Origin of the sequence: Clostridium sartagoforme, from assembly GCF_004794105.1 — a bacterium.
GTDB lineage: Bacteria > Bacillota > Clostridia > Clostridiales > Clostridiaceae > Clostridium > Clostridium sartagoforme_B.
The window spans coordinates 1-24,826 of the sequence record NZ_SRYR01000009.1 but is presented as its reverse complement, the minus strand read 5'-3'; the positions used below and the strand labels follow the sequence as shown (position 1 = coordinate 24,826).

19 protein-coding genes are annotated in these 24,826 nt (G+C 27.5%); 16 read left to right on the top strand and 3 right to left on the bottom strand.

Translation table 11 applies throughout. The features are described from left to right. Positions 1-21 precede the first annotated feature (21 nt). Genes rfbF through E5347_RS13290 form a run of 5 tightly spaced genes read left to right on the top strand, consistent with a single transcriptional unit; the run spans position 22 to position 4,858 of the window. Positions 22-786, top strand: a complete 765-nt coding sequence (rfbF, locus tag E5347_RS13310) for a glucose-1-phosphate cytidylyltransferase (RefSeq protein ID WP_136007720.1) — start codon at positions 22-24, stop codon at positions 784-786. After that, complete coding sequence (locus E5347_RS13305; protein ID WP_136007719.1) at positions 780-1,760, top strand: GDP-mannose 4,6-dehydratase; 981 nt, start codon at positions 780-782, stop codon at positions 1,758-1,760. The genes rfbF and E5347_RS13305 overlap by 7 nt, the downstream gene beginning before the upstream one ends. A 3-nt stretch (positions 1,761-1,763) precedes the next feature. After that, the gene (locus tag E5347_RS13300) at positions 1,764-2,681 is read left to right on the top strand and encodes a hypothetical protein (protein WP_136007718.1); all 918 of its coding nucleotides are present in this window, start codon (positions 1,764-1,766) and stop codon (positions 2,679-2,681) included. 27 nt (positions 2,682-2,708) lie between these two features. Next, positions 2,709-3,887, top strand: coding sequence for a glycosyltransferase family 2 protein (locus tag E5347_RS13295; RefSeq protein WP_136007717.1), 1,179 nt, complete (start codon positions 2,709-2,711; stop codon positions 3,885-3,887). A 32-nt stretch (positions 3,888-3,919) separates the two neighbouring features. Then, positions 3,920-4,858 carry a putative nucleotide-diphospho-sugar transferase gene (locus tag E5347_RS13290; RefSeq protein ID WP_136007716.1) on the top strand — a complete coding sequence of 313 codons (939 nt, stop codon included), beginning with the start codon at positions 3,920-3,922 and terminating at the stop codon, positions 4,856-4,858. Between the two features lie 443 nt (positions 4,859-5,301). Here E5347_RS13290 and E5347_RS13285 read toward each other — a convergent pair whose 3' ends face one another. Beyond that, on the bottom strand, positions 5,302-5,877 hold the full coding sequence (locus tag E5347_RS13285) for a hypothetical protein (RefSeq protein ID WP_136007715.1): 576 nt from the start codon (positions 5,875-5,877) through the stop codon (positions 5,302-5,304). Between the two features lie 170 nt (positions 5,878-6,047). Next, positions 6,048-6,794, bottom strand: coding sequence for a 3'-5' exonuclease (locus tag E5347_RS13280; protein WP_136007714.1), 747 nt, complete (start codon positions 6,792-6,794; stop codon positions 6,048-6,050). Between the two features lie 278 nt (positions 6,795-7,072). Between E5347_RS13280 and fliB (E5347_RS13275) the strand changes: the two genes are divergently transcribed. The 6 genes from fliB (E5347_RS13275) to E5347_RS13250 all read left to right on the top strand — a co-directional run bounded on the left by fliB (E5347_RS13275) (position 7,073) and on the right by E5347_RS13250 (position 13,965). Then, positions 7,073-8,293 (top strand): flagellin lysine-N-methylase, encoded by a 1,221-nt coding sequence (gene fliB / locus E5347_RS13275; RefSeq protein ID WP_136007713.1) that lies wholly within the window; start codon positions 7,073-7,075, stop codon positions 8,291-8,293. Positions 8,294-8,557: 264 nt separating this feature from the next. Then, positions 8,558-9,235, top strand: a complete 678-nt coding sequence (locus tag E5347_RS13270) for a pseudouridine synthase (RefSeq protein ID WP_136007712.1) — start codon at positions 8,558-8,560, stop codon at positions 9,233-9,235. 28 nt (positions 9,236-9,263) lie between these two features. Next, entirely contained in the window at positions 9,264-10,412 is a 1,149-nt protein-coding gene (fliB, locus tag E5347_RS13265) for a flagellin lysine-N-methylase (protein ID WP_136007711.1), read from the top strand. A 269-nt stretch (positions 10,413-10,681) separates the two neighbouring features. Continuing rightward, positions 10,682-10,996 carry a nucleotide pyrophosphohydrolase gene (locus E5347_RS13260; protein WP_136007710.1) on the top strand — a complete coding sequence of 105 codons (315 nt, stop codon included), beginning with the start codon at positions 10,682-10,684 and terminating at the stop codon, positions 10,994-10,996. 316 nt (positions 10,997-11,312) lie between these two features. Beyond that, positions 11,313-12,455 carry a M20 peptidase aminoacylase family protein gene (locus E5347_RS13255; RefSeq protein WP_136007709.1) on the top strand — a complete coding sequence of 381 codons (1,143 nt, stop codon included), beginning with the start codon at positions 11,313-11,315 and terminating at the stop codon, positions 12,453-12,455. Between the two features lie 268 nt (positions 12,456-12,723). After that, positions 12,724-13,965, top strand: coding sequence for an Nramp family divalent metal transporter (locus tag E5347_RS13250; protein WP_136007708.1), 1,242 nt, complete (start codon positions 12,724-12,726; stop codon positions 13,963-13,965). Positions 13,966-14,083: 118 nt separating this feature from the next. Here the strand turns inward: E5347_RS13250 and guaC are convergent, their stop codons facing one another. Beyond that, positions 14,084-15,067 carry a GMP reductase gene (guaC, locus tag E5347_RS13245; protein WP_136007707.1) on the bottom strand — a complete coding sequence of 328 codons (984 nt, stop codon included), beginning with the start codon at positions 15,065-15,067 and terminating at the stop codon, positions 14,084-14,086. A gap of 1,064 nt (positions 15,068-16,131) precedes the next feature. On the opposite strand from guaC, the gene E5347_RS13240 reads away from it, so the two are divergent. The 5 genes from E5347_RS13240 (at position 16,132) to dcm (ending at position 24,650) form a co-directional block, all read left to right on the top strand. Further along, a complete protein-coding gene (locus tag E5347_RS13240; protein ID WP_136007706.1) occupies positions 16,132-17,598 on the top strand; it encodes an ATP-binding protein in 1,467 nt (488 codons plus the stop codon). Beyond that, positions 17,591-20,308, top strand: a complete 2,718-nt coding sequence (locus E5347_RS13235) for a Z1 domain-containing protein (protein ID WP_168354970.1) — start codon at positions 17,591-17,593, stop codon at positions 20,306-20,308. Before E5347_RS13240 ends, E5347_RS13235 begins: the two co-directional genes overlap by 8 nt. A gap of 8 nt (positions 20,309-20,316) precedes the next feature. Then, a complete protein-coding gene (locus E5347_RS13230; RefSeq protein ID WP_168354969.1) occupies positions 20,317-21,225 on the top strand; it encodes a PD-(D/E)XK motif protein in 909 nt (302 codons plus the stop codon). 4 nt (positions 21,226-21,229) lie between these two features. Then, a complete protein-coding gene (locus E5347_RS13225) occupies positions 21,230-23,311 on the top strand; it encodes an AIPR family protein (RefSeq protein WP_136007703.1) in 2,082 nt (693 codons plus the stop codon). 94 nt (positions 23,312-23,405) lie between these two features. Continuing rightward, positions 23,406-24,650, top strand: coding sequence for a DNA (cytosine-5-)-methyltransferase (gene dcm, locus E5347_RS13220; protein ID WP_136007702.1), 1,245 nt, complete (start codon positions 23,406-23,408; stop codon positions 24,648-24,650). The last annotated feature ends 176 nt before the right edge of the window (positions 24,651-24,826 follow it).

Sequence of the window (24,826 nt, the reverse complement as noted above, 5' to 3'; positions counted from 1 at the left end):
ATAAATAACGGAGGGCAAAAGATGAAAGTTGTTATACTTGCTGGAGGCAAAGGAATTAGAATGAGTCAGTTAACAATGAATATACCTAAGCCTTTATGTGAGGTTGGGAATATGCCAATAGTATGGCACATAATGAAAATATATAGTCATTATGGATTTAATGATTTTATGTTTTTATTAGGCTATAAGGGTGAAAAAATAAAAGAATATTTTATAGATTATTCATGGAAAACTAGAAATTTTCTTTTAGATATGAAAAGTGGAGATATTAATATAGATTCTGAACCAGAGCCATGGAGGATAAATTTTGTTGATACAGGTATTGAAACTATGACAGGGGGAAGATTAAAAAGGGCTCAAAAGTATATTGGAAATGAAACATTTATGTTAACTTATGGAGATGGACTAGCAGACATAAATATAGATGAATTATTAAAGTTTCATAAAGAACAGGGGAAAATAGCAACAGTTACAGGAATATACAAGAAAAGTCAATATGGAATTTTAACTATAGAAGATGGATTAGCTAAATCTTTTGATGAAAAGAAGAGTACTGATGGAATAATAAATGGTGGATTTTTTGTTTTTGAGCCAGAAATATTTGATTATTTGGAGAATGATACAACATGTGTTTTAGAACAAAATCCATTAAAAAAATTAGTTAAAGATAATGAAATGGCAGTATATATTCATAATGGTTTTTGGACTGCTATGGACACTTTAAATGATATAAATAATGTTAATAAAATTTGGAACGAAGGAAGAGGAGATTGGAAAATATGGTAAATAAGTTTTGGAATAATAAAAATGTTTTTGTAACGGGTGGTACTGGATTTTTAGGAAGTTATTTAGTTAAAAAATTAGTAAACTATGGGGCTAATGTAACTATCTTAGTAAGAGATTATATACCACAATCCAATATATATATTGGAGAAGAATATAAAAAGGTTAATGTTGTACAGGGGATGTTAGAAGATTATTTATTAATAGAAAGGGCACTTGGAGAATATGAGATAGATACAGTATTTCATTTAGCAGCCCAGGCTATTGTTGGAGTTGCAAATAGAAACCCATTAGGAACTTTTAAGTCTAATATAGAAGGAACTTGGAATATACTTGAGGCAGCAAGAAAAAGTCCATTAATTAAACAGGTAATAATAGCATCTAGTGATAAAGCTTATGGGGACCAAGAAAAACTTCCATATGATGAAAATATGCCACTTCAAGGAAAGCACCCCTATGATGTTTCAAAAAGTTGCACAGATTTAATTGCTCAAACTTATTATGAGACTTACAAGCTACCAGTATGTATTACAAGATGTGGAAACCTTTATGGTGGTGGAGATTTAAATTTCAATAGAATTATTCCACAAAGTATTCAATCTATATTAAACAAAGAAGCTCCTGTAATAAGAAGTGACGGAAGCTTTATTCGTGATTATTTCTATATAGAGGATGCAGTAGACGCATATATTAATTTAGCTGAAAAAGTTGTAGAGCTTAACTTAGGGGGACAAGCTTTTAATTTTAGTAATGAAATACAATTAACAGTTTTAGAACTAGTTAATAAAATATTGAAGATTATGGGCAGTGATATAAAACCTATAATATTAAATCAAGGAAGTAATGAAATAATACACCAATATTTATCAGCAAAGAAAGCAAGAACTGTATTAGGATGGAGTCCAAATTATACAATAGATGAGGGGCTAAGTAAAACTATAGAATGGTATAAAGATTTCCTTAAAAAGGAGAGATAAATAATGCAAGAAAGTGTTTTTTGTATGGTTGTATCAAGGACTAGATTAATTCAGGCAATTGCATGTTTTTTATCTTTGTATAAAACTATGGATAATTTTAAAGTATATATCCTTTGCGTAGATGAGAAATGCTATGAATTTCTTAAGAAAATAAATTTTGATAAAATAGTGTTAGTAACAATTTCTGAATTAAATAGAGAAGATTTGTTAGCAATCAAAGCTTCAAGAAAATTAAATCAATATTGTTGGACATTAAAGCCTGGTTTTATAAAGTATATTCTTACTTTAGAGGAATCAATTAAAAGAGTAACTTATATAGATTCAGATTTATTCTTTTATCAAAATCCTAATGTAATATTTGAAAATCAACCATATGATTCTGTATTACTATCTAGTGGAGAAGTGTTTTTGCCTATGTATTCGAAAGAGGTTAATAATACTATACAATCTCTCACTGGAAATTTTAACTCGGGATTTATTAGTTTTAAAAAAGATATTGATGGACTATCCTGTGTTAATTGGTGGGATAAAATGTGCGTAGATAGTTGTACTTCAAATCCTGAAGATAATAAATTTGGAGATCAAAAATATCTTGATGATATGCCATTCCTATTTAATAATGTTTACGAAATAACAACTCAAGGAGTAAATATTGGACACTGGAATAGTTCGAAATATAAATTTACAGTTTTAAATGATACTATAATGGTTAATAATAACAAATTAATATTTTATCACTTTAGTGGTTTTAGAATAATTAGTAAATATGATATTAGGCAAGTTCATGAACAAGATAGAGTTAATACACCATTCATTTACCAAATATACAGGAGAGCATTGGAAAAAATTATTAATGATGTTGAAAAAATAGATCCAGATTTTAAGGGATATTTTACTGTAGATGCTGTTGATGATAATTAGAAAAGATTAAGGATGGAGGAAAAAGTGATGAAAGCAAGTGTTATAATACCAGCATATAATTCTAAAGAGAGATTATACTACAATCTTATATCCTTAAATAATCAAGATTGTGGCTTCAATATTTTTGAAGTTATTGTAGTAGATAATGGATCTAGTGATAATACCATAGAAATGTTAGAAAATTTTAAAGCTAAATTTAACTTTAAATTTGTTAGACTTGAAGAAAATAGAGGAATAGCTCGTGGAAGAAATGAAGGAATAAGAAGAGCAGTTGGTGATATTCTAATATTTCATGATAGTGACATGATAGCAAGTAGAGATTTTATAACTAGGCATTTAAAAAATCATGAAGAAAAAAATATAGTTGTATGTGGAATTCTGTGGAAAAGGATTTTTACTTTTTATTACAAAGAATTAAAATTAAGCATTGAGAATTATTTAAATACAACAGTGAGTAAGCCAGATGGAAATTTTAATCTGATAGATAAATACCCATTAATAGATGTTGAATCAATAATTGATGGAAGTTATTTAAATAAATCTTTTGACTTAGATGCAGAATTTATACGAGGGTTAAAAGAGATATTAAAAAATCACAATGACGAATTAAAAGACTATCTTCTACCCTGGAGATTTTTTTTAACTAATAATGCTTCTGTAGAAAGAAATAGAGTTATAGAAGTAGGAATGTTTGATGAAAATATAGTTGGATATGGATTTGAAGACTATGACTTAGGAATAAGACTATATAAATCTGGTAGCAAATTTATATTTGATAAAAATATATTAAGTGTTCACCAAGAACATCCTACAAATAATAATATATTTGAAACCCGTGAAAATATAAATTATATATGTAAAAAATACAATAATAATTATTTTATAGATGTAATATTAGTTTGTACGGCTGGCATAACATCAATTAATGATTATGATTTTAATGAATTAACTAAAGATATAAATAATATGATAGCTGTAAGCTATTTCAGGCCTCTTTTAGATATATTTTTAGAATTACTTCAGACATGTAGACGACGCTACGTTATAGAAGGTGTTACGGATATAAATAAAATTATGCCAACTATAGATATAGATGTAAACAAATTAATTATGGAAGTCAAAATTTTAAGGGATATGTTTGGAATTAAATACTTTACAGAAGCCATGTTAGCGTTAATAAGAGATATTTATAATGTTTATTATTAAATTCTGAAAATGTACTGAAGAGGGGGTTGCCTATGAATAAATATCATTTATCAATGATATTATCGGGATCAAATTTATTTAAATTAATACCAATGTATGTTTCTTTAGAAAACTATTGTAGTGATTTTAAGTTGTTTATTCTATGTATGGATGACTCTGTTTACAATATACTAAATAAAATAGCTTTTAAAAATATAATTTTAGTACAACTAAAGGATATAGAGGAAAACAATCACGATTTAGAAATAGCTAAGTCTAATAGAATATTTCATGAATATTGTTGGACACTAAAGCCTATTTTTTTATATTATATTGTTAATAAATATGACAATGCAGAATATTATGCACATGTAGATGCAGATTTATTCTTTTTTTCTGACTTAGATCATATTTTTAATGAGAATCCTGAGGCATCAATTTTTCTTATAGATCATAGAAACTCAGAAGAATTTAGGCACTATTATGAATTAAGCGGATTATATAATACAGGATTTGTGGGATTTAAAAATAATAATGAAGCAAAAGCTGCAGTAAAACTATGGGAAGATAGATGCTTAAAAAAATGTACCATTGAATATGATGTAGTTAATAAAACCTTTGGAGACCAAAGGTATGTAGAAGATTGGCCTAATATATTTAAAAATGTTCATATAGTAAAATCTATTGGAGCAAATGCTGCATTGTGGAATATAAAAAATTATAAAGTCTCAAAAAAGAACAATGTAGTGTATTTAGATGATTCACCTCTATTATTTTACCATTTCTCTGGGGTAACGTTATTGGGAGCAAGAGAATTTGACTTATGTCCTTATTATCGCATAGAGGACGAGAATTTAATAAATTATATATATGACCCTTATGTTAGATGGCTATCGAAATCAATAGAAAATGTAAATAAAGAATTTCCATGGTTTAATGCAGGATTTGCTGATAAGGCTAATATTGTAAATTTGCATAACTATAAAATATAATTAATATATAAGGTGTAATTAAGTTTTTACATTTTATGAAGTTTTATTTAGTATTGAAAATAATTAATATATCAAGGTATCTAAACAACTTATATTTATATTAAAAGATCGATTCTTTCAATTTAGATAATTTACTAAAGAATTATTTTTATTTTATAATAATATAAAACTATAGATGTAGATTATTAATTGAAAACTATATAAATTATGTACAATAAAATAGAAAAAATGTTACTATAGTTAAGAATTTATATAAATGATAGTGGAGGGTTCTAGTATTTAAGCGGGTACTCTACTATTAAACCCAGGACGATACAGAAATAGTTTGTCCTGGGTTATTATTTTAGAATCGAGAATAATGAACCGTACCAAAAAGAAAAGTTTTATTATTAGAAAGGCTAGGATATAAATTAATTGCATAAACTAATATAACATATTTTGATTTAGCAAAGAACGATGATTTTATATGGAGTAGTTTGAGCAGGGATGCTAAATGTTGTAGAGCCATAAACAACAATTAGGTTTCTATTTCCAGGGTATCTATTAAAAATCTGATCATTTGTTAGAATTACCTCTGTAGATGGGGCAATGTTTAGTTTTAAATTTCCATCGCTGCTTATAAGTTCACTATTAAAATAGTCTACAGTAACATTTTCAGATTCTGTGTTTTTAGACATAACAATTGCACGATATTGTGGAGGATAAATAAGGGGGATAGGTGCATTTGCATCATAAAATCCGGTTACTTTGTCGCCTAACTCAATCACTGCATGATTTACAAAGTAAGTTTCCGGAGAAATTATAAAATTTGCAATCCCCATGTCCACGTTTTCTAGCGACATAAATTTATAACATCCCATTGATGAATCATTTTGACCTGTGTAAAAATCTTCAATCATTGTAACTGTGCCACTAAAGGATGCAAATTTTTGTGTTATGTTTCTCCAGGATGAATTGAAGGAGAGATAAGCATCTTGATTCATGGGATAGGGACAAAAGAAATATTGGTTAGTATACATATGATACTCCTTTATATTGATACTGGTATAAGCTTCATCATTAGTAGTATATTAGCGACTCTTAGTAGTGTTACTTAATAATTAAATTTTAAGGACCTAAACAACTTAGTGTAGAGAAGAATAAAGAAATGTGAAAGATTTATATCTATATTTAGAGGTTAAGTTTTAAGTTACTTTCTTTTCTCTATAGATACAAGAAATTGATTAGTTTTACCCATATTGTAAGCTAATTTTATCATGCCTATTTCTTCAGAGGTTAATTTTTTATTATACATTTTTTCAATTTGAAGAATCAAGCAGTCATAATTAACTATTTTCTTAGGCTCTGCCTTTATTCTAATAGGTGTATTTATATAAATTTTTGGCTTTATTAAATCATTATATAATTTTTTAAATATTTCAGCCGTATAACAAGCATCATTAAAAGCGTTATGAAATTCAGAGCTTATATCTATACTTAAAAAATCTAATGCATTTCTTAATCCAATCCTTTTCCCACCAGGAACTTTAAAATATTTGCTAGTATAATCTTGAATATCTATAAAAAGTTTAGGGAGATTTTCAGTGGAAAGATTGAAGTAAATAATGTTTTTATGTAATTCTCTTAAATCTACAATTCCCCAAATAATAAATATAGTATCTTCTTTTCCAATAAAGTTTATAAAGTCATAATAAATATCTATAAAATTTTTAGCAGTAGAAACTATTTCATTAGTAATTTTCGTTAAATCTTGAATGTAAGGAAGAACTGTTTTATAGACAGAAGGCTTTACTAATTCATTAAAAGTTGAAATAGTTTTAAAGTCTTCATCAAGTTTTAAAGCTCCAATTTGTATTATTTCAAAAGGTAATTGGTGAACCCTATCTTCTTTATTAGAACTTTGATTAAATTCTAAATCAAATATAATATACTTCAAATTTTACACCTCTTTTAAAGATAGTATGCTCAAATAGAGGTTTAATACTGCTTTTAATTATAAATATTAAAATTAATTTTTCACCTCAATATAAGTGAGTATTTTCATTATATTAAACTCATACTTAAAAAGTATTGGATTAAAAAATATAAAAAAATATTGTATTTTATTTATAATACCTAGAAGTTAAGGTATATCTGACAAAGTTAAAATACTGTAGTAAAATAAATGTGTAATTAGAAAAGTTTAAGTAATTTATTTGAAAAGGAAGTTATACTATGGGACAAAATGTAAAAATGAGATACCCAGGATATTTTAAAGAATTTAAGTGTATAGGTGGAAATTGCAAAGATAGCTGTTGTATTGGTTGGGATATAGATATAGATAAGACTACCTTTAGACAATATTATAAAGTTCAAGACAAAGAAATGAAAAGAATGTTTCAAAAAAATGTTCATAATAATGAATATTGTACAAGTTATGATGTGGATTATGGAAAAGTAAAATTAAAGGGTGATAAAAGGTGCCCTTTTTTGGATGAAGAAAATTATTGCATTATTTATTCTAAGCTTGGAGAAGAATATCTTTCAAATGTTTGTACATCTTTTCCTAGAATAATTAATAAAATAGATGGTTATTATGAAATGTCCCTTGATGTAGCCTGCCATGAAGCTGCAAGAATTCTTTTGTTAAAGGAAGATGGAATTAAGTTTGAAGAAAGTGAAGAAAGCTTAGGAAAACATATAATATCAAGTGAGATAGATACTAAATCTAAAAAATATAATAATTCACCAATAAAGTACTTTAAAGAAATTAGAGCTCTTAGCATTAAAATACTTCAAAATAGAAAATTAAATTTAAGTGAAAGACTTTATATATTAGGTGATTTTATAAATAAATTAGTGGACGAAATCAACGATAATTTTAACAATGTACCTAAGTTTATTAAAAAATATAATATAAATCTAGTTAATGATTGTTATGAAAAAAATCAATTAAATTATCTTATTCAAATTGATTTTTTTAAAAAAATGTTGGAACTTTTAAATGTATCTAAAAAGGTGGACAGCCGTACTTTTAAAGAATATACAAAGCAAATTATAGCTGGATTTAATTTTGATAAAAATGTTGAAATAAGTAAAGATTCAAGATTATACATAAAAGCATTTGAAGATTATAATGAAAAATTTATTAGTAATAATAGCTATATTTTTGAAAATTACTTAGTAAATTTCATATACAATAATATTTTCCCATTTACTGAATCTGAATCAATATTTGATGGATATATTATGCTTTTAACAAGATATTCATTTATTAGATTTTATCTTGTTGGGAAATATCTACATAATAAAGAGGAATCTAAAGAAAGCATAGTTGAATTTATTCAAGTTTTCTCTAAAACTATAGAACATCACAAAAGTTATTTAATTGATTCATTAGAATATATAAAAGAAAATGAATTTGACAACATGGAATTTGCTAAAACACTGTTATAATAAAGTAATAAGAAAAAGTAGCTACAATTAGCAGATTTTTACCTGTTAATTTAGTAGCTACTTTTAAATAGCTTCTACAAAATTTGTTGAGATATTAGAATAGTGAATGATTTTTATATATTTTGAAATATGTTATTATGATTAGGGAATTTTCATATTAAGATTGACTATCTTAAATTGAAATAAAAGTAAAAATAAAAAATTATGTAATATAAAGAAAAGTGTAGATAAGATAATTTTCGTAAATAGAAAGGATATGTAGTTTTGAGAATAAATAAACTATTAAGCAACTATGGATATTGCTCAAGAAAAGAAGTAAGTAGATTAATTGAAGATAAAAGAATAATGGTTAATGGAAAACTCTGTGAGCAAGGACAGTGGGTTGAAGAAAGTGATGATATATTATTAGATGGAGAAAAAGTTAAGCAAAAGGAAAGGGTATATATAGCATTAAATAAACCTAAAGGAATAGTTTGTACTTCATCAAGAGAAATAAAAGATAATATAATTGATTTTTTAAACTATGAGGAATATGTTTTTCCAGTTGGACGATTAGATAAAGATTCTGAGGGGCTTATATTAATGACTAATGATGGAGATCTTGCGAATAAAATATTATCTTCAGAAAGTTATCATGAAAAGGAGTATATAGTAACTTTAGATAAAGACTTTGATGATGACTTTATTTATAAAATGTCAAATGGTGTTAATATACTAGGAACAGTTACAAGACCTTGTAAAGTAGAAAGAGTAGATAATAATACATTCAATATAATTTTAACTCAAGGGTTAAACAGACAAATAAGAAGAATGTGCAAAACTTTAGGATATAATGTTATTAAATTAGAACGAATAAGGATAGTAAGCATACTTTCTAAGGGAATAGAACCAGGAAAGTGGAGAGCTTTAACTAAAGAAGAAATAGAAAAATTAAATCCATAAAGACTGAATTTGAAGTTGGAGTTATTATATGAACAAAATAGAAAATATTTTAAAGATAAAAGAATACGATAAATTTAAGTGTATAGCAGATAAATGCAACTTCACTTGTTGTACTGGTTGGGATATTAATGTAGATACTAAGACTTATAATAAATGGAGAGAAAATAAAGATCTTAAGTATCTTTTAGATAATGTAAGGTTTATAAAAGGTCATGGGAAAAATAAATTTTTAATTAAGAAAGAAACAAATGGAGTGTGTCCATTCTTAAGTAATGAAGGATTATGTAATATAGTTACAGATCATGGAGATGAATATTTATCTTTGACTTGTAGGAGCTTTCCTAGAATAGAAAATGATTTTGAAGATGTAAAAGAGCTTACTTTATCATGTTCTTGTCCTGAGGTAGTTAATATAATTAGCCATATGGAAGAAAAAATTTATATAGAGTCTAATAATTCTCTCTCTTATATTGAAGATTTAGGTTGTTTAAAAATAAGGGAGAGTTTAGTTAATATACTTCAAAAAGAAGACATAAGGATAGAAAATAAACTTATTCTTTCTTATGATATGCTTTTTAATATGCTTGATAATGATGATTTAACTTATGAAAACTTAATAGAGTTTTTAGATAATTATAAATCTAAAAATTATATAAAAGAAGAATTAAATAAATATAAAGACTATGAAAATAAAGATACTATAGAATACTTAAAAGAAGTAAATTCATTATTTATAGATATAATAGAAAACTATAGAAATGTCCCTAGTTTTAAGGAAGCTTTAAAGGATATTTATAAATTTACTGAAGAAATTAATATAGAAAAGTTTGTTAAGAATTGGAAAGAATTTAAGGATTTATTTAAAGAATATGATAATTTAATCGAAAACTGCATCGTATCAAAAGTTTTAAGTAGTTGTGTTAGTGATGATTTAGAAGAGATGATTATTTCTTTTGAAATGATTATATTGGAATACCTATTAATAAGACATGCTGTATTTTTAAGATATTATATTAATATAAAAAAAGAAATTAGTATCCAAGATGTAAAAGATTATATTGTAATTTTTTCAAGGATTATAGGTAATAATTCTGAGGCAGTAATAGAATTTTTATTAGATATGTATGAAAGTGAAATATTAGAATTTGATTATATATGTTCTTTAATTTTAATCTAATAGAAATAAAGCTACAATAAAATATTAACAAATATGAACTTATTTAATGGAATATATACTATAAAATAACCTTTGGAGGAAGAAGATGAATAAAAAAATAATAGAGTGAAATTAAGTGGAGAAGCTATTATAGTTCTTAAAGGAGAATTGTATTTATAAAGATAGAATTTTATATGAAAAAGTCTTAATAGATTAAAAACTATCAAAGAAAAGATTATTTTTAATAAGTAAAAAATAGTAAACTAGAGTTAAAAAGGGAGAGAATATAAATGGAAGAATTGAAAAATAGAATAAGAAAATTTAGAGATGATAGAGAATGGTCTAAGTTTCATACTCCTGCTAATTTAGCAAAGGCAATAAGCATTGAATCTGGAGAGTTATTAGAGCATTTCCTTTGGGATGATAATTACGATAAAGAAGAAGTATGTGAAGAATTAGCAGATGTTATGATTTATTGCTTACATATGGCAGATTCTTTAGGTGTTAATATAGAGGAAATAATGGATAAGAAAATGGACAAAAATGAAAAGAAATATCCAGTAGAAAAGGCTAAAGGAACAAGCAAAAAATATACTGAACTTTAAAGGGATGAGATTGAACTAAAAAGGACTATATTGGAGTAGGGATATTAGGAAGGATTATATATCAATTTTATTATTATAAAATACTATATTTTTGTTTAGTAAAAAACTGACGTCTTACTTCACTAGTGTAAAAATATAAAAGAAAAAACATTGTATATAGAATAAATAAGAATATAAAGAGAAAAGAGATATAGCAATTTTTAGTATATGTAAGAATATGATAAAGTAAGAAATACTTATAGATATTTAAATAGATGAATAAGAATGACAAAAATTCTTAAGATAAATTGTACCAAAAGCAGAGAGGAGGTACACAATGACATTATCTATAAATGAAAAGAAATTAAGTGAAAAATTAATTAAGTATAGACGTGAATTACATGAGCATCCTGAACTATCTATGAAGGAATATGAAACAACAAAGCGTATTCGTAAGTGGCTAGAAGAGGAAAATATTAAAATTTTAGATTTACCACTAGAAGTAGGAGTGGTTGCTGAAATAGAAGGGGACTACCCTGGTCCAACTATAGCTTTAAGAGCTGATATTGATGCTCTTCCAATTGTAGAAGAAACAGGTTTAGACTTTGCATCTAAGAATTTAGGAGTAATGCATGCTTGTGGTCATGATTTTCATACTTCATCAATTTTAGGAGCAGCTATTCTTATAAATGAGAGAAAATCTGAATTACATGGTAAAGTTAGAATTATATTTCAACCAGCAGAAGAAAATGCAAAAGGGGCAGATATTATTATTAAGGCAGGAGCCCTTGATAATGTAGAAGCCATATTTGGAATGCATAACAAACCAGATCTTCCAGTAGGTACAATAGGTATAAAATCAGGAGCACTTATGGCAAGTGTAGATAGATTTGAAATAGATATAATTGGAGTAGGTGGACATGCTGGTATTCCAGATAACAGTATTGATCCTATTGTAGTAGCAAGCCAAATAGTTTCCAGTTTGCAAACAGTTGTAAGTCGTAACCTAACTCCATTTAGCAATGTAGCTATAAGTATAACAAGATTTCAAGCAGGTAACACTTGGAATGTAATACCTTCAAAAGCTGAACTTGAAGGTACAGTAAGAACATTCCAAAATGATGTTCGTGATATTATTCCTAATTTAATGAAAAGAAATGTAGAAGGAATAGCATCAGCCTTTGGTGCAAAAGTAGACTTTAGATGGTATCCCTATGCAGCATCAGTCTATAATGATGAAAAATATACTAAAGTAGTTACTGAAGCTGCAACAGAACTAGGATATAAGGTTGTAGAAGCTAAACAAAGTGCAGGTGGTGAGGACTTTGCCTTATATCAAACTAAAATCCCAGGCTATTTTGTATGGATGGGAGTTGGAGGAAGTAAGGAATGGCATCATCCATCTTATAATTTAGATGAAGAGGCTTTGATTGTGGCGGCTAGGTATTTTGATAGAGTAGTAAGGAAGGTATTATCATAAGTTAAATTTGAAGAGATATAATAGAACAAAAAGTTGATATAATTTAAATATTATTTAATATATATAAATTCATTCTATAGAATAATTGAATTACAAAGTCATAAATTTGTTTTAAATAAGCTAGTAGTTATTAAAAGACTATTAGCTTATTTTTTATATTAATCATTAATATTAATAGATGTACTAAGTAATAATAATACAAAGTTGTAATTTTATATGAAAATACTATAATTAATAATAAAGAAGGTGATTTATTACGAAAAATAGGATGAAAAATAATTTTATAGAAGAAAACAAAAAGTTTAGTGGAAAGGAATTTTTTAAATTTGTAGGACCAGGAATATTAGTAACAGTTGGATTTATAGATCCAGGAAATTGGGTATCTAATATTTCAGCAGGATCTGAATATGGGTATAAATTATTATGGATAGTAACATTATCAACAATAATGCTGATAATATTGCAACATAATGCAGCACATTTAGGGATAGTTACAGGTCTATGTATTTCAGAAGCCATAAGCGAATACATAAAGCCTGCTATAGCTAAAATAATAACTTCAACAGCAATATTAGCAGCAATAGGAACAGCAATGGCAGAAATTTTAGGTGCTGCTATTGGTCTGAAAATGCTTTTTAATATTCCTATAAAATTAGGATCATTACTGGCATCAGTATTTATTATATTTATGCTATTTTCAAATTCATACAAAAAGATAGAAAAAATTATAATTGGATTCGTATCATTAATTGGAATTTCATTTATATTTGAAGCTGTTTTAGCCAATGTTAATTGGGGAGAAGCTGTTAAAGGGTGGGTAACACCGTCTATTCCAAAAGGTTCTCTTCCAATAATAATGAGTGTATTAGGAGCAGTAGTTATGCCACATAACTTATTCTTACATTCTGAAGTAATTCAAAGTAGAAAGTGGAATCTTAAAGATAAGTCTATTATGGAGAGTCAATTAAAATATGAATACATGGATACAATTTTATCTATGATAATAGGTTTTATTATTAATAGTGCAATGGTTCTTGTATCAATAACATTCTTTAGAAATAATATTTCAGTAACAGAACTTGAACAAGCACAAGAATTATTAAAACCATTATTAGGAAATTCGGCAGCGATAATATTTGCAATAGCATTACTTTTTGCAGGAATAGCATCTTGTGTTACCGCAGGAATGGCAGGTGGATCTATATTTGCAGGATTATTTAAAAAATCCTATGATATAAAGGAGAAACACACTAAGATAGGTGTACTATTAACAATGATTTTGGCATTAGTAATAATATTCTTTATTACTGATCCATTCAAAGGATTGTTATATTCACAAATGCTATTAAGTGTACAACTTCCAATAACTATTTTCACTCAAATATTTTTAACATCATCTAAAAAGGTTATGGGAGAGTATAAGAATACCTTAAGAGAAAATATAATGCTATGGACAATTGGAGGAATAGTGACTGTTTTAAATATTATGTTGCTAATAAGTTATATATAAGCCTTATTAAAAGGTACCTTAAGAGCTATATTTTATTATATAAGAATTATTTATAATAAAAAATAAATCTACTACTAGTTTAAATATTAGTAGTAGATTTATTTTGTTTCCATTGATTCTAATATATTCTGTCACCATTGAAAATCGAATTTTTAACAACTACATAATCAACAGTTCTTATTGCATCTAGTTTTTTGCCTCCTGCATAGGAAATAGATGATTGAAGGTCTTGTTGCATTTCTATTAAGGTATCTTTTAAGGAACCTTTATAATCAACAAACATTTTCTTTCCTTCAACATTCTTTCTTTCACCTTTTTGGAATTCAGAAGCCGAACCAAAGTATTCTTTATAAAGCTTTCCGTCTCTTTCTATAGTTTCACCTGGAGATTCTTCATGCCCAGCAAATAGTGAACCTATCATAACCATAGAAGCACCAAATCTAATTGATTTAGCTATATCCCCATGAGTACGAATACCTCCATCTGCAATAATTGGCTTAGTTGCAGCTCTTGAACACCAACGAAGTGCAGCTAATTGCCAACCTCCTGTTCCAAAGCCTGTTTTAATTTTAGTAATACATACTTTTCCAGGACCAATCCCTACCTTTGTAGCATCTGCACCAGCATTTTCTAGTTCTCTTACAGCTTCTGGTGTTCCTACATTTCCTGCAATAACAAAACTTTCAGGTAAATGCTTTTTTATGTGTTGAATCATATTAATAACTGCATTAGAATGTCCATGAGCAATATCGATTGTTATATATTCAGGTGAAAGATTTTCTGCCTCTAATTGTTCAATAAATGAATATTCTTCATCCTTAACTCCAACACTTATAGAGGCAAATAGGTTTTTCGCTTTCATATCTCTAATAAATTCTATTCTTCTCTCTGGCTTAAAACGGTGCATTATATAAAAATATCCGTTTTCAGCTAGATAAGTTGCAATTTTTTCATCTATAATTGTTTGCATATTTGCAGGAACTACAGGTAATTTGAAAGTCCTTCCTCCAAAAGTTATAGATGTATCACATTCAGAACGACTGTTTACTATGCATTTCGCTGGTATTAGTTGTATATCTTCATAATCAAATACGTTATCCATTTTTACCTCCACTATATACGAATAATTTTCATAAATACAAATTTATAGTTCGTACAACAATTTATTATACATATATTTTGTATAAATGTCAAAAAAGTGATTTAAGCCACTACTAGGAAATTCAGTAGCAATAATATTTGCAATGGTATTACTTTTTAAAGGAATAGCCTCTTGTGTTACAGTAGGAATGTCAGGAGTATTAATATTTGCAGGACTATTTAAAAAATCCTATGATATAAATGAGAAAAACACTAAGACGGTGTGCTATTAACAATGATTTTTGAATTAGTAATAATATTCTTTATTAGTGATCCATTTAAATGATTGTTATATTCACAAATGCTATTAAGTGTACGACTTCCAATAACTATTTTCACACAAATATATTTAACATAATCTAAAAAGGTCATGGGACAGTATAAGAATACCTTAAGAGAAAATATAATGCTATGGAGAATCAGAGGAATAGCAACAGTTTTAAATATGTTATTGGAATTAGGTAATTTAATTAAATAATCGAAAATCTAAATTACATAGGGAAGTTAGAATTATATTTCGACATTCATAAGCAAAATAAAGTGGAGGTGGAGAAGAATTTGCTTTTGAAAAACTATAATTCTGGGTTTCTTTGTCTGAACTTAAGTTTGAAGAATCAAAGAATGGAATAATCTATTTTATAATTTAAATGAATGGGCATTGATTGTGGCATTTAGGTATCTTGCTTGTTTGATTAGAAAGGTTCTATCTTAGATTATTAATACAGGAGTATATTGAGTGATAAGAAGTATTAACTCTGAATATATTCCTATACTAAATTATAGAATGCTATTTTTAGATTATGGTATATTATGATAGTTTTTAATCAAATATTGTTATGCAAACTGTTGGGGAATAGTGCTAGAATATTAAAAATATAGTATAATAGACATATAAATAAAATTTGGATAATTTGGAAGTAGGTTGCATAATAAGCCACTTATTATTGAATTATAAAACATATGATAAATTAAAATATACAGAGATTTCAGGGTTAGATTAAAGAAAATTTATTGGAAGGATGGATAATGATGTTTAGTAAAGAAAGTATTCCATTTGCACCGAGTTTAATTGAATCAATGAGATCATTAGGTTATTCTTTTGAGTCTGCTATTGCTGATATTGTTGATAATAGCATAAGTGCAAATGCTAATAAAATAGATATTAAAGTTTCATTAGGAAACAAGCCTTATGTTATTATCTTTGATAATGGGTGCGGAATGAATAAAAGTGAGCTTGAAGAAGCTATGAGATATGGAAGTAAAAATCCATTAGAGAAGAGAGCTGAAACAGATTTAGGACGATTTGGATTAGGGTTGAAATCGGCTTCATTATCTCAATGTAGAAAATTGATTGTAGTTAGCAAGAAAGATGGACAAATTTCATGTTATTCATGGGATTTAGACTATATAATTAAAAATGCTTCTTGGTCTATGATTGGATACACTAATCAAGAAGTGAAATTATTCCCTGAAATTGAAATGTTTAATGATGTTGAAACAGGAACATATGTATTATTAGAACAATTTGATAGAATTGAGGAATCAACTAATGATTTACATAAAACGTTAACTAATAAAATTGATAGTATGATTAATCATTTGTCATTGGTATTTCATAGATTTCTTGAAAGAAAGGTTGAAATTTCCGTTAACAATAAAAAGATTGATGGTAGGGATCCATTTTTAAGTTATCATAAAGGAACTCAAATTAAGAGAAGTCAAAATGTTAATATTAATGGATTTAATATAGTAGTAAAACCATATATATTACCACATTTAAATAAGCTAACATTGAAAGATATCGAAAAGGTAGGGAGCAAAGAAAGTCTAAGAAACGAGCAAGGATTTTATATTTATAGGAATGAAAGACTTATTATATGGGGAACCTGGTTCAGGTTAGAGAGAAAAGACGAACTAAGTAAATTAGCAAGAGTAATGGTTGATATACCAAGTGATTTAGATTATATGTGGAATATTGACATTAAAAAGAGTTCTGCTAATTTACCGGATATTATAAAAAGGAATTTATATAATTGTGTAATTGAAGCAGTAGGGGGAAGTGAGGCTGTTCATACATATAGGGGAAGAAAAACTAAATCTACAGATATAAACCATATATGGGAACGTATTGAAGTTAGAGATAATTGTTATGAATATAGAGTAAACAGGGATATTCCACAACTAAAGATTTTAGAGGCGTCGCTTAATTTGAAGCAAATAAAGTATCTAAATGAGGTTATTACACAATTAGAAGAAGGGTTTCCTATAACAAGTTTATATGTTGATGTAGCGAAAGGAAAAGTGGTAGAACAATCAGCAGAAGATGAGGAAAGAATAGAGGAGTTATATACGCAGGTAAAAGAGCAAGTAGAGTATGCAAAAGAAAATGGAATGGACTATAAAGTTATAGCGAAGGCTTTTATTAGTACTGAACCATATTGTAATTATAATAATATAATAAATAAAATTAAGGGGGTATATGAGATTGAATAATGATCCAAAACAATTTTTATATAGTTTGGTTTTAACAACAATTATTAATGAAAAGACTGAAGAAGAGGATATTATTGATACGTATATTGAACAGTATTCTATGATGCCAATGTTAATCGGAAAGATAACAGAAGAAGATAAAAAGTACGTTAAAAATAGAATTACTGCTGAAAGATCTATAAAGCTAAGTAAAGGCTATGTTTTAGAAGGAGAAGAGAGACATCAAAAGTGGTTTCTAAGTAAAAAGGCAGAATTAAGTATGGCTTACTGGGATAGATATAGTAAGTATTTAATAGAAGAGAAACATTTTGCACCTAATGTGGTTAACACTATGGATGAGATGTTAGATAACCTAACAGATCTTTTAGGAAATCCAGAGATAGAAGGAAAGTTTCAAAGAAGAGGATTGATTATTGGTGATGTTCAATCAGGAAAAACATCAAATTATACAGGATTAATATGTAAGGCTGCAGATTCAGGATATAAAGTCATTGTATTATTGACAGGAGTTATTGAGAAGCTTAGAAAGCAGACACAATTAAGAATAGATGAAGGCTTTGTTGGTATGGATAGTCAAGCGTTGATGAAAGGAAAGAATGATAATATTATAGGTGTAGGAAATTATAATCCAAGTGTATATCCAGTTGTTTTTACAACAACAGAATTTGATTTTAAAACTAATCTAGCTAATACAGTTGGGATTAAAATTGGACAAGTAAATCAACCAATGGTTTTTGTAATCAAGAAAAATGTTTCTACTTTAAGAAATTTAAATAAGTGGTTGAAAATGTTTAATGCAAATGGAGAAGATAAAATTGATAGTTCAATACTAGTTGTTGATGACGAATCAGATAATGCATCTGTAAATACTAATAATGAAGATCAAAACCCAACAACTATTAATGGTAAAATACGAGAGTTATTAGCAATGTTTAAAAGAGCAAGCTATGTAGGTTTTACTGCAACACCTTTTGCTAATATATTCATTGATCCAGAATCAAATGATTCCATGAAAAATGAGGATTTATTCCCAAAAGATTACATTTATTGTTTGAATGCACCAAGTAATTATATTGGAGCTAGAGATATTTTTGGAGAAGATGGAGAACATAGAGGAATGCTTAGGAAAATAGATAAAGACGCAATTGAGCTACATATTCCATATAAGCATAAAAATGGTCATGTATTAGATGCAATGCCATCAGATATGATAGAGGCTATAGAGACATTTTTATTGGCAAATGTAATAAGAGATTTGAGAGGTGATATTAAAAAACATAGATCTATGCTTATAAATGTTAGTAGGTTTACCAATATTCAAAATTCTCTTGCTGTGTTAGTAAATAATTATTTAAAAGAGATACAAGCAAGTGCAAGAATTTTTTCACATTTATCAGCAAGTGAGGCCTTAAATAATAGTGTATATTTTAGAAGTCTATATAAGACTTTTGAAAAGCAATATTCTCATCTAGAGTTTACTTGGAAAGAGATTTCCCAACAACTATATAAATCAATAGCTCCAATAATCACAACTACAGTAAATAAAGACAATAGTAACGGTCTTAATTATGAAGAATACGAAGAAGTAGGGTTAAGAGCAATAGCAATAGGCGGGCTAAGTTTATCTAGGGGGCTTACTTTAGAAGGTTTAATAGTAAGTTATTTTTATAGAAACTCAAAGATGTATGATACGTTAATGCAAATGGGACGTTGGTTTGGATATAGAGTTGGATATGATGATTTATGTAGGATATGGATGGAGGAAGATGGAATAGAGTGGTATAAACAAATAAATAGAGCTACAGAAGAGTTAAGAAATGATTTGAAAAAGTATAATAAATCTGGGAGAACTCCAAAAGAGTTCGGTATCAGAGTTAGATCGGATGTTAATACTTTATTAGTCACAGCTAGAAATAAAATGAGAACAGCAAGTAATATGGAAGTTTGCATATCACTTAGTGGAGAGGTAATTGAAACTCCATGCATTTATAACGATATTACAATGAATGAATTAAATAAAGAAGCAGTTAATGTTTTGAAAGAAAATTTATTAAATAATTATAAAATAGAAAAATTAGGTAAATCAATAGGGTTCAGAAATGTTGATAAATGTTATATTACACAAATGTTAAGCAACTATAATGTTTCAATACTGAATAATTGCTTTGATTGTGATAGCATAAAAGAGTTTATAGAAGCATACACAGGAAATGAATTAGATAAATGGGATGTTGCATTTGCTTCTGGAAGTTCAGTGAAAAATTTTTATGTTGATACTTTTGGAATTAAAAAAGTAGAAAGAAAATACTCATTAGATAATGATAATAAAATAATTAAGCTATCAGGAAATAAAAAAAGGTTGGGTAGTCCAAGCGATGGTGCATACTTCTTATCTGCCGAAGAGATAGAAGAGATAAAAAGAGAATATGAGAAGGATAATGAAAAAGAAGTATCTACACTAAGTCAAAAAACATATTTTAGATATGGAAAAAGAAATCCACTATTAGTAATATATTATGTTGATTTAAGAAAAGATGAAGATTCAGAGGAGATTAAAAATACAAATATATCTGAAGATATAGTAGGATTAAGCATTGGGATACCAAATTTATCTGGAAGTAATTCACACTATGCAAGATATAAAATAAATAAAATTCAGAGAGAACTATTACAATTCGGGGATCTTAATGATTACGGAGATGACGAGTAATGCTTATAATGGATAAAATTGAGAATGAGAAATTAACTAGAACTTATAGGCGCGTAGATGAAGATCATCCAGTAGATATATATTTAGGATATTCTGAAGATAATTTTCCATCAATGAGTATTTATTTAGAGGGAAGACCTGTCAAGGTAAATTCATCTAGTGCAATAGAAGTTGAGTTGAGAAAGAAAAATGAAACTAGTGTTAATCTTACATTTAAATTGTTAGATAAGGATAAATTAACAATTTTTTATAAGTTTTGTGAAGATATCATTGAATCAACAAGAAATGCAAAGTGTTCATCATACTTAGCTTATATTATAGCCAGATGGAATAAATGGAGAAGTATGTTTAAAAGACAAAATACAGAATTATTAACAGAAAATCAAGTTGTTGGATTAATTGGTGAGTTATTATTCTTGAGAGACTATATGATTATTACTTATGGGAAAAAGGATGCTCTTATATCTTGGGGCGGGCCTAGCAAAAGTCATAAGGACTATGAAATTAAGGATACTTGGTACGAAATAAAGACGGTAAGGCAAGGCGCGTCAAAAGTAAAGATTAGTTCAATTGAACAATTAGATTCAAATCTGGAAGGAAATTTAGTAGTGTACACTCTAGAGGCAACTAATGAAAATGTTGAAGGATGTATCAGATTGAATTCATTAGTTAACGAACTCTTAATTATATTTGAAGAATTTGAAATGATGTCTTTATTCCAATCAAAGCTTATTGAAGTTGGTTATAGTTGTGAAGAAGAGTATGATAATTATAATTATAGATTTATAAATAGGACTATCTATACAGTGAAAGAAGGATTTCCAAGGATCTCTTTAAGTGATTTAATTGAAGGTGTTGTAGGTGTAAGTTATGATATTTCATTAGAAAATATTAATAAGTTTATAAGGGTGATTTAGTATTATGAATATAAATGAGTATAAAGAAGCGGTACTGGGAGATATAAGAGTAGAAGCAGATGTAAATATAAGTGATCCAACGAGTGAATTTATAAAATATGCAACAGGGTTACTTGAGACAGCTGAGGAATTTGAAGATTTTATTGAAACTTATTTTGAAGCAACAGGAAATAGAAATAGAAAAATGCAAATAGATGGATTTACATATGATGAAGCAGATGAAAGTTGTATATTGGCAATAACTGATTTTACAAATTCAGATGACTTAATACCTATAAATAATGGAGAGATAGAGAAGCTGTATGGAAGATTAGAAACATATGTTATACATGCTTTAAATGGTTTTATAAGGACTAGATGTGAAGAAAGTAGTGAAGGGTATGGATTTGCTAGAACTATAGAAGAGAGAATTGATAGAATTACTAAATTTAAGTTTTATATATTAACTGATAAAGTTTTAAGTAACAGAGTTAAAACTATTAAAACTAATCCAATTGAAGGGAAGGATGTTGAAGTCAATGTGTGGGATTTAACTAGGTTTTACAATTTAGTTAAGTCTAAAATGCAAAAAGAAGCGATAGAGATTAATATTTGTGATTATATGGATCATGGACTTCCATCTATCTTAGCTGTGGATTGTAAAGAAGAAAAATATAAATCATATTTAACTGCTGTGCCAGGAAATGTATTAGCAGATTTATATATTGAGTATGGATCAAGGTTATTAGAGGGTAATGTAAGGTCATTTTTAAGCATTAGGGGAAAGGTTAACAAGCAAATAAGATCAACTATTTTAAATAAGCCGGAAATGTTTTTTGCGTATAATAATGGTATTGCAGCAACAGCGACAGCAGTGGAATATGAAATTGGTGAAAATGGATTAGTTATTACTAAGTTAAAAGATTTACAAATAATAAATGGTGGACAAACTACAGCCTCAATAGCAAATGCAGTGATTCAAGATAAAAAAGATGTTTCCAATATTATGGTTCCTATGAAGTTATCTATTGTAGATACAGAAAAGGCTGAAGAGATAATACCAGTCATTTCACGTTGTGCCAATAGTCAGAATAAGGTGGATGAAGCTGATTTCTTTTCAAATCATCCTTATCATATCAGAATGGAACAATATTCAAGAAAGATATTTGCACCAGCGGTAGATGGAAATCAATATCAGACTATTTGGTTCTATGAGCGTGCTAGAGGGCAGCATACACAAGAGCAAATTAAGTTAACCTTGGCTGAAAGAAAGAAATATTTATTAAAAAATCCTAAGAATCAAGTTATAAAGAAAGTTGATCTAGCAAAGTATATGAATACCTATGATGGTCATCCAGATATAGTAAGTAAAGGTGCTCAGTATAGTATGAGAGAATTTGCTAGTAGAATTGATAAAGAGTGGAATAAATCAGATGCGTTTTTTAATGAGTATTATTACAAAAAAACAGTTTCAGTAGGTATAATTTTTAAAGAAACAGAAAAGTTAGTTTCTAATTTGGGTTGGTATAAAGAGATTAAAGCCTATAGAGCGAATATTGTAACTTATAGTTTAGCAATAATATTCAATTATATTAGAAATAATACTCCAACTATGACTTTTGATTTTAAGCGTATTTGGAATAATCAAAAAATATATAAGGAGTTAGAGGAGCAATTAGAGATATTAACTAAAGAGGTATTTGATTTTATTACCAGAAAAGATAAACTTACTATGAATGTAACAGAATGGTGTAAAAAAGAGCTATGTTGGACGCGTGCTAAAGCTGAAAAGTGGACAATAACAAGCAGTTTTTTAAGAACATTGATTCCTAAAGAAGAAGAAAAAACAGAAATAAAAGAAGAAACTAAAAATAGAAAAATTGAAAATGAGATAAATGTAGAGATGGAAGTGTACAAGCTTGGTGCAAAATATTGGGGGAATATACTTACTTGGGGAATGAAAAGGAATATTATATCACCTATGGAACAATCAATATTAAAGATTGCAGCTAACATGGAGTTATCAGGAAAATTTCCTAGTGTAAAACAATGTCTAACATTGTTAAAGGTAAAAGATAAGGTTCATGATGAAGGATATAGTGCATAATTGCTATATAATGAAATTAGATTTTTTATAGAAACTTTGATAAAATTACAATGAAGATGAAGTTTGATTTTTTTTGAAGGGTAGGACAAAAATAGTGTTAAGAGTTGTAGAATCATTTAGCGGAATTGGAAGCCAAGTAAAAGCATTAAAAAATATTGAAATCGAACATGAAATTTTAGCAACAATGGATTGGGATATAAACGCTATTATTGCTTATGATATTATTCACCATGGTCCGCCTGTATTAGATGAATATAATGAGATGACAAAAGATGAATTAGTAGATATTTTAAAAGAATATACATTAAGTAGTGATGGTAAATCACCAATGACTAATTCAGGGCTAAAGAGAATGTCTAAGATAGAATTAGAACATTTATTAGCTGCTATTAGGAGAAGTAATAATTTAACTAGTATCACAGATATTAGGGGGAATGATTTACCAGAAGAAATTGATTTATTTACATATTCATTCCCTTGTCAAGATTTATCAATAGCAGGTGCTTGGCATGGAAATAATACAGGTATTAATAGAAATGTAGATAATAGATCAGGGATGCTATGGGAAGTTGAAAGAATTTTATTTGAAAGAAGAGATTTAAATTTAGAACTTCCTAAATTTTTATTGATGGAAAATGTAAGTAATATATTATCCGCAACTCATAGGGATAATTTTAATGATTGGAAAAATACATTGGCGGATATGGGGTATTATAATAAAGTATATAATTTAAATGCGCAAGATTTTGGAATTCCACAAAAAAGACAAAGGGTATTTATGTTAAGCGTAAAATGTAATAATGTTAATGAAAAAATACTAGTTGAAAATTATTTTGCCAATCATGATTTAGGTAGTGGTTTCTATAGACAAGAATTAAATATTGCACATAAACATATTAATGAAATACTAAAAATTAATTATAATAATGAATTATATAAAACTGAAGCTAATAACAGTCAACCCAATGATACACCATCTAGAAATAAAATATTTGAGGAAAATGATAAAATCTATTATAGGAATAATTATAACGTAAATATTATATCAACTATTACAACAAAGCAAGATCGAAATCCAAACTCAGGGGTTATTGAATATGATAGTGGAAGAGAAGGAAAAAGCAAATTTAGATATTTGACACCACGTGAATGTTTTATGTTAATGGGATTTGATGAAGATGATTTTCAGAAGGTAATTGATAATAATTTTTTTATTGGTAAGAACAAAAGATTTTTTACATATAATAAATTGTACAAGTTGGCTGGTAATAGTATTGTCGTTAATGTACTAGAGTATATCTTTAAGCAAGTTGATTATGTAAATAATAATATACTATAAAATTAAAAAGGTATCTATAGACTATTAATATTAAACTGTACCTTTTGGCGAGGATATCTAAAAAAGAGCAAACCAATTTAAAAGATGATTTCTGTATTGAACAGAAATTATCTTTTTTTTATATTGAAAACCACTGGCTATGCCAGTGGATAAAATGGCTTAAGCTCTGAACAGAA